This window comes from Verrucosispora sp. WMMD1129 (assembly GCF_029581255.1).
GTDB lineage: Bacteria > Actinomycetota > Actinomycetes > Mycobacteriales > Micromonosporaceae > Micromonospora > Micromonospora sediminimaris.
The window spans coordinates 5441383-5455741 of sequence record NZ_CP120741.1 but is presented as its reverse complement, the minus strand read 5'-3'; the positions used below and the strand labels follow the sequence as shown (position 1 = coordinate 5455741).

Annotated in this window: 12 protein-coding genes; 5 read left to right on the top strand and 7 right to left on the bottom strand. The window is 69.4% G+C overall.

What is annotated here, in order from left to right; translation table 11 throughout:
* Positions 1–278: 278 nt before the first annotated feature.
* Positions 279–935, top strand: coding sequence for a C39 family peptidase (locus O7624_RS25460; RefSeq protein ID WP_282237181.1), 657 nt, complete (start codon positions 279–281; stop codon positions 933–935).
* A gap of 152 nt (positions 936–1087) precedes the next feature.
* On the opposite strand, the gene O7624_RS25455 is transcribed toward O7624_RS25460, so the two are convergent.
* Positions 1088–2389: an IS256 family transposase gene (locus tag O7624_RS25455; protein ID WP_282236516.1), complete on the bottom strand. Its 1302-nt coding sequence runs from the start codon at positions 2387–2389 to the stop codon at positions 1088–1090.
* Between the two features lie 218 nt (positions 2390–2607).
* Between O7624_RS25455 and O7624_RS25450 the strand changes: the two genes are divergently transcribed.
* On the top strand, positions 2608–3894 hold the full coding sequence (locus O7624_RS25450; protein WP_282237173.1) for an IS256 family transposase: 1287 nt from the start codon (positions 2608–2610) through the stop codon (positions 3892–3894).
* A 228-nt stretch (positions 3895–4122) separates the two neighbouring features.
* Here the strand turns inward: O7624_RS25450 and O7624_RS25445 are convergent, their stop codons facing one another.
* A complete protein-coding gene (locus O7624_RS25445) occupies positions 4123–4479 on the bottom strand; it encodes a glyoxalase (protein ID WP_093401416.1) in 357 nt (118 codons plus the stop codon).
* A 158-nt stretch (positions 4480–4637) separates the two neighbouring features.
* Here O7624_RS25445 and O7624_RS25440 point away from each other — a divergent pair, with 158 nt between their 5' ends.
* Positions 4638–7493, top strand: coding sequence for an aconitate hydratase (locus tag O7624_RS25440; RefSeq protein ID WP_093401417.1), 2856 nt, complete (start codon positions 4638–4640; stop codon positions 7491–7493).
* 62 nt (positions 7494–7555) lie between these two features.
* Here the strand turns inward: O7624_RS25440 and O7624_RS25435 are convergent, their stop codons facing one another.
* From O7624_RS25435 to O7624_RS25425, 3 genes are all read right to left on the bottom strand, one after another.
* The gene (locus O7624_RS25435; RefSeq protein ID WP_093401418.1) at positions 7556–8155 is read right to left on the bottom strand and encodes an ATP/GTP-binding protein; all 600 of its coding nucleotides are present in this window, start codon (positions 8153–8155) and stop codon (positions 7556–7558) included.
* Positions 8156–8268: 113 nt separating this feature from the next.
* Positions 8269–8700 (bottom strand): roadblock/LC7 domain-containing protein, encoded by a 432-nt coding sequence (locus O7624_RS25430; protein WP_093401419.1) that lies wholly within the window; start codon positions 8698–8700, stop codon positions 8269–8271.
* Between the two features lie 85 nt (positions 8701–8785).
* On the bottom strand, positions 8786–11266 hold the full coding sequence (locus tag O7624_RS25425; protein WP_282237525.1) for a nitrate- and nitrite sensing domain-containing protein: 2481 nt from the start codon (positions 11264–11266) through the stop codon (positions 8786–8788).
* A gap of 307 nt (positions 11267–11573) precedes the next feature.
* Between O7624_RS25425 and O7624_RS25420 the strand changes: the two genes are divergently transcribed.
* Positions 11574–11822 carry a DUF2630 family protein gene (locus tag O7624_RS25420; RefSeq protein WP_093401421.1) on the top strand — a complete coding sequence of 83 codons (249 nt, stop codon included), beginning with the start codon at positions 11574–11576 and terminating at the stop codon, positions 11820–11822.
* Between the two features lie 69 nt (positions 11823–11891).
* Here O7624_RS25420 and O7624_RS25415 read toward each other — a convergent pair whose 3' ends face one another.
* Together O7624_RS25415 and O7624_RS25410 are read right to left on the bottom strand one after the other, a co-directional pair.
* On the bottom strand, positions 11892–12824 hold the full coding sequence (locus tag O7624_RS25415) for an RIO1 family regulatory kinase/ATPase (protein ID WP_282237524.1): 933 nt from the start codon (positions 12822–12824) through the stop codon (positions 11892–11894).
* A gap of 161 nt (positions 12825–12985) precedes the next feature.
* Positions 12986–13630: an HAD family hydrolase gene (locus O7624_RS25410; RefSeq protein WP_282237523.1), complete on the bottom strand. Its 645-nt coding sequence runs from the start codon at positions 13628–13630 to the stop codon at positions 12986–12988.
* Between the two features lie 152 nt (positions 13631–13782).
* On the opposite strand from O7624_RS25410, the gene O7624_RS25405 reads away from it, so the two are divergent.
* Positions 13783–14355: a TetR/AcrR family transcriptional regulator gene (locus tag O7624_RS25405; RefSeq protein WP_093401424.1), complete on the top strand. Its 573-nt coding sequence runs from the start codon at positions 13783–13785 to the stop codon at positions 14353–14355.
* Positions 14356–14359 lie beyond the last annotated feature (4 nt).

Sequence of the window (14359 nt, the reverse complement as noted above, 5' to 3'; positions counted from 1 at the left end):
CGAGCGCCGCCCCCGGCCCGGGCCGGAATGGCTCCCCGCCGTCGGGCGTTACACCCAGGACGACGACGCCAGCGCCATCCGCCTCCCCGCGAGGCCCCCGGAATGGCCCCGGCCCACCCGGCGTTACACCTGGCCGGGCCGCGATCCCCCGGTGTCACCCCGCCTCCCGGGACACCGGACGAACGCCGCAAAACCTCCCCCCTTTCCGCATGGCTCACCCGCATCCCCCACACGCGGGCGCAGCCGCGCGCACCCCCGACCGAAAGGTGCAGATCATCATGGCTACCACCATCCTGCGTAAGACCGCCCTGACCATCGCCGCTGCCGCCGCCACCGCCGGTGGCATCGCCGGCCCCGCCATCGCCGCCCACGCCACCCCGGGCGTCCAGGCCAGCGCCGTGCAGGCCGACCGCAAGCCCGGCGGCGAACGCGAACTCGGCGTCCGCTACGAAGCACAGCCCAACTTCTACTACTGCGGCCCCGCCGCCGCCCGCAACGCCCTGAGCGTGCAGGGCAAGAACATCGACGTCGACACCATGGCCAAGCAGATGCGCACCACCGAGGCCGGCACCAACTCCATCAACGACATCACCCCCGTGCTCAACAAGGAGACCGGCAAGGACGTCTACCGCTCGGTCGAGATCACCGACCCCAAGGCCGACGACAAGCAGACCGACAAGCTGCGCGACGACATCGTCCGCACCGTCAACGACGGCCGCGCCGTAGTCGCCAACATCGCCGGCACCGCCACCGACACCGACGGCACCACCCACAGCTTCGAAGGCGGCCACTACATCAGCGTCGTCGGCTACCGCGACGGCGGCGACACCGTCACCATCGCCGACTCCGCCGACCCCACCCAAGCCTCCTACCGGATGAGCATCGACACCCTCGCCGACTGGATCGCCACCCGCGGCTACAGCGCCACCTCCTGACCAACCGAAACACCACGAAGGGCCGACCCCACCCAGGGCCGGCCCTTCGTCGTCCCACCCCAACCCCACCCCAACCCCACCCACCCACCCACCCACCCACGCCGGATCGTCCGGGTCTGTCAAACGAACGGTGTAACTCGGGTTGTTGACGGCTACTTGCGGCCTGCGGACAGGCGTCCTTCGAAGGCGATGTCGAAGGCGTTGAGGGCTGGCTTCCAGCGGATGGTCCAGCGCCGGCGGCCCTGCCCGGTGGGGTCGAGGCTCATCACGGCCAGGTAGACGCATTTCAGCGCGGCGGCCTCGTTGGGGAAGTGGCCGCGGGCGCGGACGGCGCGGCGGATGCGGGCGTTGACGCTCTCGATGGCGTTGGTGGAGCAGACGACGGTGCGGATCTCGGCGTCGAAGGCCAGGAACGGCACGAACTCCGCCCACGCCTGCTCCCACAGCCGCACGATCGCCGGATACTTGCCGCCCCACGCCTCGGTGAACTCGGCGAACCGGGCCCTGGCAGCCGGCTCGGTGGGCGCGGTGTAGACCGGCCGCAGGGCTTTGGCGATGGCGTCCCAGTGCTGCCGGCCGGCATACCGGAACGAGGCACGCAGCAGATGGATCACGCAGGTCTGCACCACCGCTTCGGGCCACACCTCGCCGATCGCGTCGGGCAGCCCTTTGAGTCCGTCACAGACCACCATGCACGCGTCCGCGACACCGCGGTTCTTCAGCTCGGTGAGGACCTGCAGCCAGAACTTGGCGCCCTCACCGCCGTCACCGGCCCACAGCCCGAGGATGTCCCGGGTGCCGTCAACGGTGACGGCCAGGGCCAGGTAGATGGGCCGGTTGGCGACCTTCCCGTCACGGATCTTCACGTGCACCGCGTCCAGGAAGATCACCGGGTAGACCGGGTCCAAAGGCCGGTTCTGCCACTCGGTCATGCCCTCGACAACCTTGTCAGTGATCGTCGAGATCGTCTGCCGTGACACGTCGGCACCGTAGACCTCGGCGAGGTGGGCCTGGATCTCCCCGGTGGTCAGGCCCTTGGCGGACAGCGAGATGACCATGTCGTCCACACCGGACAACCGACGCTGCCGCTTGCGGACGATCTGCGGCGCGAACGACCCATCCCGGTCGCGCGGCACGTCAATCTCGACCGGGCCGACATCGGTGAGCACCGTCTTGGCCCGCACACCGTTGCGGGAGTTCCCGCCGTTCCTGCCCGCCGGCTCGCCCTTGTCATAGCCCAAGTGATCGGTGATTTCGCCCTCAAGCGCTGATTCCAGGACTCGCTTCGTGAGCTGCTGCAACAGACCGCCGTCGCCGGTCAGCTGCAGACCCGCCGCACGGGCCTGCTCCACGATCTGGGCGACGAGTTCCCCGTCGAGACCCTCCGCCGGTTGTCCCGGCCCGTTCTTCGCCACCGCGGCAGTATCCACGGCGGCCATCGATCCATCAGACATCAGGTGCTGCTCCTTGATCAGGAGTTACACCGTTCGTCTTACAGTCCCGATCGTCCGGAGGATGCAGCAACATCGGGGATGTTGCTCCCTCGCCGTGGCGTGACACAGCAACATCCCCGATGTTGCAGGCGGCATCGCTGCCCCCAGCGGGTCTGTGGATCTAAAGGTGTTTCCGGCCTGACCTGCCGGGCGTTGTGCCTGGTGAGGAGGGTGCCGTGATGACCGCGACACTGAACGACCAGACCGGACGGAAGAAGCGGGCTGAGCCGTCGGCGGAGGCGAAAGCCGCCGCTGAGCTGGTTCGGGCCGCGAAGGAGCAGGGCTTGTCGTTGACGGGTCCGGACGGGCTGTTGAAGCAGTTGACCAAGACGGTCCTGGAGACCGCGTTGAACGAGGAGATGACGGAGCATCTCGGTTATGCCAAACACGAACCCGACGGTGCCGGCTCGGGCAACATCCGCAACGGCACTCGGTCGAAGACGGTGTTGACCGACGCGTCGGGACGGGTGCAGATCGACGTGCCGCGGGACCGGGCGGGCACGTTCGAGCCGCAGATCGTGCGCAAGCGGCAGCGTCGCCTGTCGGGCGTCGATGAGGTGGTGTTGTCGTTGTATGCCAAGGGTTTGACCACCGGGGAAATCTCGGCGCACTTCGCCGAGATTTACGGGGCTTCGGTGTCCAAGGAGACGATCTCGCGGATCACCGACAAGGTGATCGAGGAGATGACCGACTGGTCCCACCGGCCCCTGGACGAGATCTACGCGGCGGTGTTCATCGACGCCATCGTGGTGAAGGTGCGGGATGGGCAGGTGGCGAACCGGCCGTTCTATGCCGCGATCGGAGTCACCCTCGACGGGGACAAGGACATCCTCGGGTTGTGGGCCGGCGCGGGTGGTGAGGGCGCGAAGTTCTGGATGAGCGTGCTCACCGACCTGCGCAACCGGGGCGTGAAGGACGTGTTCTTCCTGGTCTGCGACGGGTTGAAGGGCCTGCCCGATGTCGTCACGAACGTGTGGCCGCAGACGGTGGTGCAGACGTGCGTGATCCATCTGATCCGCAACACCTTCCGGCTCACCTCGCGGCGTTACTGGGATGAGCTGAAGCGCGATATCAAGCCGATCTACACCGCCGTCAACGCCACCGCCGCAAGGGCCGCGTTCGACGACCTGGCCGAGAAATGGGGCGGCCGGTACCCGGCGGTGATCCGGCTGTGGGACAACGCGTGGGCGGAGTTCATCCCGTTCCTCGACTACGACCTGGAGATCCGCACAGTCATCTGCTCGACCAACGCGATCGAATCGTTGAACGCCCGCTACCGGCGGGCGGTCAAGGCCCGCGGCCACTTCCCCAACGAGCAGGCCGCGTTGAAGTGCCTGTACCTGGTGACCCGATCCCTGGACCCCACCGGAGCAGGCAGAACCCGATGGACGACGCGCTGGAAACCCGCCCTGAACGCCTTCGCCATCACCTTCAGCGACCGCTTCCCAGCCGCTGAAACCTACTAACCAAGATCGCCGGAAACACCCTTAGCGAGACAGGCCCCCCCCAGCAGGCGGCGAGGGCCACGGCGGCGGGCGGCGCGGCACGGCGCAGCGGCACGGCGCAGCGGCACGGCACGGCACGGGGTCCACCGATAGTCCCTGACCTGAGGAAACCGGCGGCGCCTGCGGGCGGCACGGCGACGGACGGGCGCGGGCGGTTGGCCGGTGAGGGTTATGGCGGCGGGGTGGCGTTCAGACGGTGGGGGCCAGAAACTCTAGGCGGTTGCCGTGGACGTCGTGGGTGTGGAAGCGTCGCAGGCCGGGCAGATCTTCGTCGCCCCAGGTGACCGGATGGCCCGCGGCGCGCAGCCGGGCGGCGAGGGCGTCGAGATCGGGCCGCAGCAGGGCGGGGTGCGCCTTGCGTGCCGGGCGGAAGTCGTCCTCCACGCCGAGGTGCAGCTCGGCACCGTACCCCTGGAACCAGCAACCACCGCGGGCCGCGAGGGCGGGCGGTTTGGTCAGCTCGGTGAGGCCGAGGATGCCGACGTAGAAGGCCCGCGAAAGGCCCTCCGAGCCGGGCGGGCAGGCCAGCTGTACGTGATGGATCATGTGTGCACCTCCCGTCCAGACGATGTCACCGGGTTGCATGAATAGCAAGACGGACGTACGGTTTTGTTGACGGCGAGAATCGGCGGTAAGTGTTGCCTAACCACGGCAGCACTCCGGCCGGTGCGAAAGACTGCTCAGGACTACTCACGGTCGCTGGTGTGAAGGAGTACGACGTGGCGAGCCTCGACACCTTCGGTGCGAAGACCCAGCTACGCGTCGGAGACGCGAGCTACGAGATTTTCAAGATCAGCAAGGTGGAGGGCCAGGAACGGCTCCCCTACAGCCTGAAGATCCTGCTGGAGAACCTGCTGCGGACCGAGGACGGCGCGAACATCACCGCCGAGCACATCCGCCAGCTCGGTGCGTGGGACCCGACCGCAGACCCGAACGTCGAGATCCAGTTCACCCCGGCACGGGTGCTGATGCAGGACTTCACCGGCGTACCCTGCGTGGTCGATCTGGCGACCATGCGTGAGGCCGTCCGCGACCTCGGCGGCGACCCGACCAAGGTGAACCCCCTCGCCCCCGCCGAGCTGGTCATCGACCACTCGGTCATCGCCGACCTGTTCGGCCGCGAGGACGCCTTCGAGCGCAACGTCGAGCTGGAGTACACCCGCAACAAGGAGCGCTACCAGTTCCTGCGCTGGGGCCAGAGCGCGTTCAACGAGTTCAAGGTGGTCCCGCCCGGCACCGGCATCGTGCACCAGGTCAACATCGAGTACCTCGCCCGTACGGTGATGGAGCGCGGCGGCCAGGCGTACCCGGACACGGTCGTCGGCACCGACTCGCACACCACCATGGTCAACGGTCTGGGCGTGCTGGGCTGGGGCGTCGGCGGCATCGAGGCCGAGGCCGCCATGCTCGGCCAGCCGGTGAGCATGCTGATCCCACGGGTCGTCGGCTTCAAGCTCTCCGGCGAGATGCCGGCCGGCACCACCGCCACCGACCTGGTACTGACCATCACCGAGATGCTGCGCAAGCACGGCGTGGTCGGCAAGTTCGTCGAGTTCTACGGCCCCGGCGTGAGCGCGGTGCCGCTGGCCAACCGGGCCACCATCGGCAACATGTCCCCGGAGTACGGCTCCACCGTCGCGATCTTCCCGATCGACGCCGAGACCGTCCGCTACCTGGAGCTGACCGGCCGTGACCCGCAGCAGGTCGCCCTGGTCGAGGCGTACGCCAAGGAGCAGGGCCTCTGGCACGACCCGGACCACGAGCCGGTCTACTCCGAGCAGTTGGAACTCGACCTGGGCACCATCGAGCCCTCTCTCGCCGGGCCGAAGCGCCCGCAGGACCGGGTGCCGCTCGGCAACGCCAAGACCCTGTTCCGCTCGGCGCTCACCGACTACGTGTCCGCCGACGAGACCGGCGGCGACCCGGGCCGCAAGCCGGGCGTCCCACAGCAGGAGCAGCCGTACGGCGTGACCGGCCACGCCGACGAGGCCAGCGCCGAGTCGTTCCCGGCCAGCGACTCCCCGGCCAACGGGATCGACGACCCGGCCGACGCGCCCCGTGAGCTGGTCAACTCCGCGGTTGGCTCCGGTGGACGGGCCAGCAACCCGATCCGGGTCACCGGCGCCGACGGCACCGAGTTCGAGCTGGACCACGGCGCCGTGGTGATCGCCGCGATCACCTCCTGCACCAACACCTCCAACCCGCAGGTGATGATCGGTGCGGCGCTGCTCGCCCGTAACGCCGTGGACAAGGGCCTGAACCGCAAGCCGTGGGTGAAGACCACCCTCGCGCCCGGCTCCAAGGTCGTCATGGACTACTACGAACGGGCCGGTCTGACGCCGTACCTGGAGAAGCTCGGCTTCCACCTGGTTGGCTACGGCTGCACCACCTGCATCGGCAACTCCGGCCCGCTGCCGGAGGAGATCTCCGCGGCGGTGAACGAGGCAGACCTCGCGGTCGTCTCGGTGCTCTCCGGCAACCGGAACTTCGAGGGCCGGATCAACCCGGACGTGAAGATGAACTACCTGGCCTCCCCGCCGCTGGTGGTGGCGTACGCCCTGGCCGGCACGATGGACATCGACCTGGCCAACGAGCCGCTCGGCGAGGACAGCGAGGGCAACCCGGTCTTCCTGCGCGACATCTGGCCGAGCACCGCCGAGATCCAGGACGTCATCGCCTCCGCGATCGGCGCCACCGGCTTCAGCTCCGCGTACGCCGACGTCTTCGCCGGTGACGAGCGCTGGCAGTCCCTGCCGACCCCGACCGGGGACACCTTCGCCTGGGACGGCGACTCCACCTACGTCCGCAAGCCCCCGTACTTCGAGGGCATGGGGCGCCTGCCGGCGCCTGTTTCCGACATCGGTCCGGCTCGGGTGCTGGCCAAGCTCGGCGACTCGGTGACCACCGACCACATCTCGCCGGCCGGATCCATCAAGGCCGACTCCCCCGCCGGGCAGTACCTCGCCGAACACGGCGTGCCGCGCCACGAGTTCAACTCCTACGGCTCCCGCCGGGGCAACCACGAGGTGATGATCCGGGGCACCTTCGCCAACATCCGGCTGCGCAACCAGCTCGTCCCCGGGGTGGAGGGCGGCTTCACGGTCAACCACCTGACCGGGGAGCAGACCTCGATCTACGACGCCTCCATGGCCTACCAGGAGGCGGGCGTGCCGCTGGTCATCCTGGCCGGCAAGGAGTACGGTTCCGGCTCGTCGCGGGACTGGGCGGCCAAGGGCACCATGCTGCTCGGGGTGCAGGCGGTCATCGCCGAGTCGTACGAGCGGATCCACCGCTCCAACCTGATCGGGATGGGCGTGCTGCCGTTGCAGTTCCCCGCCGGGGAGAACGCCGAGTCGCTGGGACTGACCGGCACCGAGACGTTCACCATCGCCGGAGTGACCGCGCTCAACGACGGCGACACTCCGCGTACGGTGAAGGTCACCACCGACAGCGGCGTGGAGTTCGACGCGGTGGTGCGGATCGACACCCCGGGTGAGGCGGACTACTACCGGCACGGCGGCATCCTGCAGTACGTGCTGCGGCGCATGATCGCCAACTGACCGCGATGCCATGAGGGCTCCCACCCGGACGGGTGGGAGCCCTCATGTCGTCTGGTGTCCCGTCAGTCGGCGCGACGTGCCTCCCGAGTCTTCATGGCGTGCTCCACCAGCATGATGAGCACCTCCTTCACCGACTCCCGCTGCCGGGCGTCGCAGAGCAGCACCGGCACCTCGGGATCGAGGTTCAGCGCCGCCTGCACCTCGTCGAGCCGGTACTGGCGGGCTCCCTCGAAGCAGTTGACCGCGACGAGGAAAGGGGTCCCCCGACCCTCGAAGTAGTCGAGGGAGGGGAAGCAGTCGGCCAGCCGACGGGTGTCGGCGAGCACCACCGCGCCGATCGCGCCGAGTGCCAACTCGTCCCAGACGAACCAGAACCGGTCCTGACCCGGGGTGCCGAAGAGGTACAGCACCAGGTCGTCGCTGATGGTGATCCGACCGAAGTCCATCGCGACGGTGGTGGTCCGCTTCGTCTCGACGCCTTCCAGGTCGTCGATGCCCACGCCCGATTCGGTAAGCACCTCCTCGGTCCGCAGCGGACGCGTCTCGCTGACCGCGCCGACCAACGTGGTCTTACCCACCCCGAACCCGCCGGCGATCAGAATCTTGATCGCTGTGGGCAGAGCCGCCGCGTCCGACGGCCGCTCAGCGTGCCCGTAGTCCATTGATAACCGCCTCGAAGATGCTGTGTGCCGACGATCGCCAGGTCAAGCGGGCCCAGGCCGGCGGGCCGGTGACCGGGCGGGCCCGGCCGCCGGTCACCGCGTTCCCTCCACCGTCATCCGGGCTGCTGTTCCCCGTTGGCCTGCTCGGCTGGCCGGGACGGCGAGGCGACGTACCTGCCGACCCGGGTGATCAACATGGCCATCTCGTACGCGATCAACCCGACGTCGGCGTCCTCACTGGCCAGCACCGCCAGGCAGGCGTTACGCCCGGCGGCTGTGACGAACAGGAACGAAGACTGCATCTCGATGATCGTCTGCTGCACCTGCCCGCCGCCGAAACGCTTGCCGGCGCCGCGAGCCAGGCTCTGGATGCCGGCCGCCATCGCCGCCAGGTGCTCACCGTCGTCGCGGCTGAGCCCCTGCGAGGAGGCCATCAGCAGACCGTCGGCGGACAGCGCGACCGCGTGTTCGGCCTGCTTGACCCGGCCAACCAGATCATCCAGCAACCACGTCAGGTCGGCACTCGAAGCCGTCTTCTGCGCCACTTCGTCGTCCTCTTCTCCCCCGGCTCATCGCCGTGCTCACTTGGGCCTGACCGTTCTCCCCGGCTCGCCGGGCAGCGCACCTCGGTCAGGTCGCCTGTTGATCGGCGTCCTCGGGCTCATCGTCGGGCCCGGACCGACCGCCAGCACCGAGCAGCCGTGCGGCATCGGAACGTCCGCGCCGGGTGCCGGTCTGGTACGAACTCATCATGCGCCGCACCTGTTCGGGCTCGCGGACCACGTCCTCGTCCGCTTGCACCGTCTCGGGCTCGGCCCGCAACGCCGGGGCCAGGCTCGCCTGGCGTACCCGGACCGGCAGGCCCGACTCGGTGCGGGTCGGCTCGATCTCGGCGGGCATGGGGCCACCCGGGGTCACCGGGTCGGCCGGTCGACCGGCGGCGGGGCCCGCACCGCTTCCGGTGCCGGGATCAGTTGTCCGGCGCGGCGGCCACTGCGGACCGTCGTTGGACGCTGACGTGACCGGCAGTCCGATCGGAATCGTCGGTCCGTCCCAGGCAACGGAGTGCCCGGCACCGGGCCGAGAACTGCTCGGCAGCCCGTAAACATCGGCACCGTCACCGCTGGAGTGCCCGATCTCCGCCGGTACCTCCCGGCCGGTCCCGATCACGCCACCGTCGCCGGTGGGCTGGGCCGCGGCGTCCGCAGGTCGTCCCTCCGCCATGCTCGGCTCAGCCTCGTCGACGATCAGATCAGTCGGGATCAACACCACGGCGGTCGTCCCGCCGTACGCCGACTCCTTGAGCCGGACCTGCACGCCGTGCCGGTCGGTCAGCCGGCTCACCAGGTAGAGGCCCAGCCGGGACGCGTCGGCGAGGTTCCGCTCGGAACGGTCCACGATTCGGTGGTTGGCGGCGGCGAGGTCGTCCTCGGTCATGCCCAGACCGCGGTCCTCGATCTCGATGGCGAAGCCGTTGGCGACCAGTTCTCCGCGCACCTCCACGTTGGTGTGTGGCGGAGAGTACGAGAGTCCGTTCTCGATCAGTTCGGCGAGCAGGTGGATGACGTCACCGACGGCCCGCCCGGCCAGCGACACACCGCCGATCGAGAGCAGGGTGACGCGGGTGTAGTCCTCGACCTCACCGACCGCACCCCGGACCACGTCCACCATCGGGACGCTGCGGCGCCACGCCCGGCCGGGGGTCGCGCCGGAGAGCACGATGAGGTTCTCCGCAGCACGTCGTACCCGGGTGGCCAGGTGGTCGACGCGGAACAGGTCTGCCAACTCCTCGGCGTCCTGCTCGCGACGCTCCATCGCGTCGAGCAGGGTGAGCTGGCGGTGCACCAGGGCCTGGGTACGCCGGGCCAGGCTCAGGGACACCTCGCGTGCGGTCCCACGCAGCTGGGCCTGCTCGACCGCGGTGCGGACGGCGCCCTCCTGCACCACGTTGAAGGCTCGACCCACCTGGCCGAACTCGTCGTCATCGAAGCGCAGCGCTGGCATCTCCCTGGCGACGTCCACCTGCTCACCGCGCCCGAGCCGCTCCGCCACGCTCGGCAACCGTTCGTTGGCGAGTCGGAACGCCGCATCGCGCAGTCGTTGCAGCTGCTGTGCCAGCGCCCGTGCCGTGGTGATCGAGACGACCACCGAGGCGATGACCGCGAGCAGGCCGAGACCCGCGACGAGGACCAGCCGGACGATGACACCGATCGCGACCGGCGTGGCCCGCTTGACGATGTCGTCACCACCGGCCAGCACCACGTCACCGATCTCGATTAGCGCCGGAGCGGTGGTGTCGGACCAGTCCGAGGTCGAGAACGGCAGTCGGTAGGTGCCGTTGCCGTTCATGACCTGAGATTCCAGGTCGGCCAGTCGCCGGAAGCTCGCCCCGGTGACCATCTGCTCGTAGCGACGCTGATCAGCTTCGGGCAGCCGGACGATCGCCTGCTCGGCGACGAACTGACGGGCACCGACAACCCGGGTGAACTCGGCCCGCTCGACCGAGGTGATCCGGCCTGCGGCGAGCACGCCGGCCAGCATGGCGTCCTCCTGGGACAACAGCTCCCGGGCACGGTCGAGCCGGATCAGTTGTGCGGTGTCCTCGGCGACCTGGTCGTCGTCGAGATTGCCGAGTTCGTCGTACACCTGGTAGATCGACTCGATCAGCTCAGTGAACGTCGCACCGGCGTCGCTGCGGCCGATGTTGCGCCCGTCGACGGCAGTACGCGTGTCGGGCAGCGCGGCCAATTGCCGCTCCAGCTCCGCGATACGGTCGTGCAGCGCGTCGCTGCCGAACACGCCGACCTGCCAGTCGTCGGTCGACTCGACGAACTCGGCGGCCAGTTGGTCGGTACGGGCACGCAGCCGGGTCAACTCGTCAAGCTGCGCCTCCTGCGGGCGTCCGAGATAGACAAGCGAGGTGCGCCGTTCCAACTGCAACTGCAGCAGCAGCGGCTCGGTGGGATCGAACACCTGCGCGTCGAGCGCCTGCACACCGAACAGGTTCGCTCCATCGCGGACGGTGACCCAGGCGGCGAAGCTCCAGAGCGCCACCAGCGCGGCCAGCAGGGCCACCACCTTGGCACGCAGCTTCGTACTGCGGGAACCCATCACACCGTCCCTGGCCGTGAGCTAGTTGACCGGTCAGTCAGGAGCGAGCCACACAGCACACCGGCCCCGGCGCAACCTAACAACGTCACCGCAGCAACTCAAGCGCTGGTGATCATGCGCTGGTCGACCCGGGTCACCCGCCGCAGGCGCACGGTCCGGCGACCAGAGCGCCGGCCGCCGGGCCGCCCGCACCGTCGCCCGCCCGATGAGCGGCGGCGGCTGGCCGCCGGGGCACATCGGCCGGTCTGTGCGATTCGCCGACGGGAATGCGAGCCGTGGTCGGCCCCGCTGTGCCAGGCTCAGGGACATGGACGACAAGACCATCCTGAGCCGGATCTCGGATCTGGTTGACGAGGAGCACCGGCTGCGCGCACAGGCGCAGGCCCACGAGACTGGCACCGACGATGAGGCACGCACCCGCCTGCGGGAGCTGGAGGAGTCCCTCGACCAGTGCTGGGATCTGCTGCGCCGCCGCCGTGCAGCTCGGCAGGCCCATGGCGATCCTGAGGCCCAGGGCGCCCGCCCGACGTCCGAGGTCGAACGCTATCTGCAGTGAATCCCGCTCGCCCACGCCCCGCGACGGGCTCCGGGTGGCGGTGGCCACCGCCACCCGGAGCCCGGCCGGTCAGGCCAGACCTGCCTCGCGGCACAGCAGTTCGGTGAGCACCGTCGGGTCCACGAGGTCCGCCGGCAGTCCCCGGGCGACGAACCAGGCGGCGACGATCCGAACATCGCGGGCCAGGAACTCCCGCCCCTGCGGGTTCACCACCACGTCGACCACCTGCGGCAGGTCGATCAGCGCCAGTCGCCCCGCGTGCACCAGCAGGTTGTACGGCGACAGGTCGCCGTGCGCGTACCCGGCTCGGGCCAGGACGACAAGCGCGTCGACCAGTTGCCCCCACAGAGCACGTAGTTCGGCCGGTGCTGGGCGCAACTCGGCCAGCCGGGGTGCGGCGCGTCCCTCCTCGGCGTCGCCGAGGAACTCCAGCATCAGCTCGGTGCCCCGCAACTGCACCGGGTACGGCACGGTGATGGTGCCGTAGCGCTGGCCGATCTCCCAGAGCCGGCTCAGGGCGGCGAACTCCGCCGCCGCCCACTGTCCCGCGATCATCTGCCGGCCGAACGCGGTCCGGCCGGTCATCGCCCGCATCTCACGTGAGCGGCGCACCCGGCGCCCTTCGAGGTATCCCGCGTCCCGGTGAAACAGCCGGTGCCGAGGATCCCGGTATCGTTTCGCCGCCAGCAGGCAGGACCGGTCGGTGCCGGGTAGACCCCGGCGCACCAGGTGAACGTCGGCCTCCTTGCCGGTCTTGAGCACACCGAGCTCGGTGTCCTTCGCCGCCAGTTCGGTGACCAGCCAGTGCGGGTGGGGCTGCGGGCCGTGCAGCGCATCGTCCCAGGAGGACCACGTTTCGCCGGTCCCCGGGTCGGGCTCGTCGGGGTCGGTGGGAGCGGGGCCGGTCGGCCGGCCGCGCTTCAGGAAGTGCGGTTCGTCGTCGTCGAAGCGGCGTCGGCCGCGGGTTCGGCGCTCGGGCGCCGGAAAGTCGTGATCACGCATGACGCTGGTAATCCCTTGGTCGAGGTGTGGGGAGGCAGGAAGTGACCTGCGAAGACGGCCATGACCGACCCCCTCTCCTCGACCGGGCGCACGCCCGGAGTGCACGATGCGCGGACCATGCTCGTCGGCCGCACCGGTCGGGTCAACCCAATTAGCGCGACTCAGGCGCCCATGATCTCGGCGATGGCGGCGATCACGGTGTCCACCGTCGCCGTGGGCGCGAACCGGGCGTCGGTCCAGGGACGCCCCCGGTGCAGCCAGATGCTGGGCAGACCGACGGCGGTGGCTCCGCCGATGTCCGCCTCCGGGCCGTCGCCGACCACCCAGGCACCGCGCAGCGGCATTCTGGCCCGCTGCGCGGCGAGCGCGAAGATGCGGGGGTTGGGCTTGCTGACCCCCGCCTCTTCGGAGATCACCCAGTCGGCGACGTACCGGTCCAACCCGGTACGTCTGATCTTGGCGTCCTGTTGCCGAACCGCGCCGTTGCTCACCACGACCGGCATCCAGCCGGCGTCGTCGGCGATCCGCAGGGCGCACGCCACCAGCGGGTCCAGCCGGGTGAACTCGACCACCCCGTCGTGCAGTTCCTCCACCAGGTCGATGGAGGGGATCCGCAACCGATAGCGGTCCCGGATCGCGTCCGCCACGTCCCAGCGGTCCGTTAATCCGTCGGCGTCGATGGACAGCAACCACTCGATGTCGTGCGGAGGCGCTCCGATGCCGTCGAGAAAGCGCTCTGCCCAGGTGCGGAACGGCCCGGCCCGATCGAGCAGGGTGTTGTCCAGGTCCAGCAGGAGCAGCGGCACTCGGGCACCTTACGGGAATCGGGTACCTCGCCGACAGGGCGGAAGGTTACGCGGTGGTGTCGGTCCGGAACAGCCGTCGCATGCGGCCGACCCCAGGAACCAAGCCGTACGTACGGTTTGCGTCAGTCGAGGGGAGCTGACACGATCGACACGTGCCCAGAGTAAGCCAGGATCAGCTCGACGCCCGCCGTCAGGAAATCCTCGCCGCCGCGCGAGCCTGCTTCGCCCGGCACGGCTACGAGGGCGCGACCGTACGACGCCTGGAGGAGGCCACCGGCCTCTCCCGTGGCGCCATTTTCCACCACTTCCGGGACAAGGACTCCCTCTTCCTCGCCGTCGCTGAGGACGACGCGGCCACGATGGTGGAGACGGTCGCCCGCAACGGACTGGTCCAGGTCATGCGTGACCTGCTCGCCCGGGCGGTCTCCCCGGACACCACAGGTTGGCTGGGCAGCCAACTGGAGGTGTCGCGACGGCTGCGTACCGACCCGACCTTCGCCACCCGCTGGGCACAGCGGTCGGCCGCCATCGCCGAGGCGACCCGGGACCGGCTGGCCCGTCAACGGGAGGCCGGCGTACTCCGCGAGGACATCCCCATCGACGTGCTGGCCCGGTTCCTCGAACTCGCCTACGACGGGCTGGTGCTGCACCTGGCCATGGGTCGGCCCGCCGGTGACCTGGGCGCGGTGCTCGATCTGGTCGAGGAAGCGGTGCGCCGACGCTGAACCC

Coding starts and splice junctions, on each gene's coding strand:
- O7624_RS25435 (WP_093401418.1), bottom strand. CDS start 8,155: ATGGACTACGGGCACGCTGAGCGGCCGTCGGACGCGGCGGCTCTGCCC.
- O7624_RS25425 (WP_282237525.1), bottom strand. CDS start 11,266: ATGGGTTCCCGCAGTACGAAGCTGCGTGCCAAGGTGGTGGCCCTGCTG.
- O7624_RS25415 (WP_282237524.1), bottom strand. CDS start 12,824: ATGCGTGATCACGACTTTCCGGCGCCCGAGCGCCGAACCCGCGGCCGA.
- O7624_RS25445 (WP_093401416.1), bottom strand. CDS start 4,479: ATGATCCATCACGTACAGCTGGCCTGCCCGCCCGGCTCGGAGGGCCTT.
- O7624_RS25455 (WP_282236516.1), bottom strand. CDS start 2,389: ATGTCTGATGGATCGATGGCCGCCGTGGATACTGCCGCGGTGGCGAAG.
- O7624_RS25420 (WP_093401421.1), top strand. CDS start 11,574: ATGGACGACAAGACCATCCTGAGCCGGATCTCGGATCTGGTTGACGAG.
- O7624_RS25460 (WP_282237181.1), top strand. CDS start 279: ATGGCTACCACCATCCTGCGTAAGACCGCCCTGACCATCGCCGCTGCC.
- O7624_RS25450 (WP_282237173.1), top strand. CDS start 2,608: ATGACCGCGACACTGAACGACCAGACCGGACGGAAGAAGCGGGCTGAG.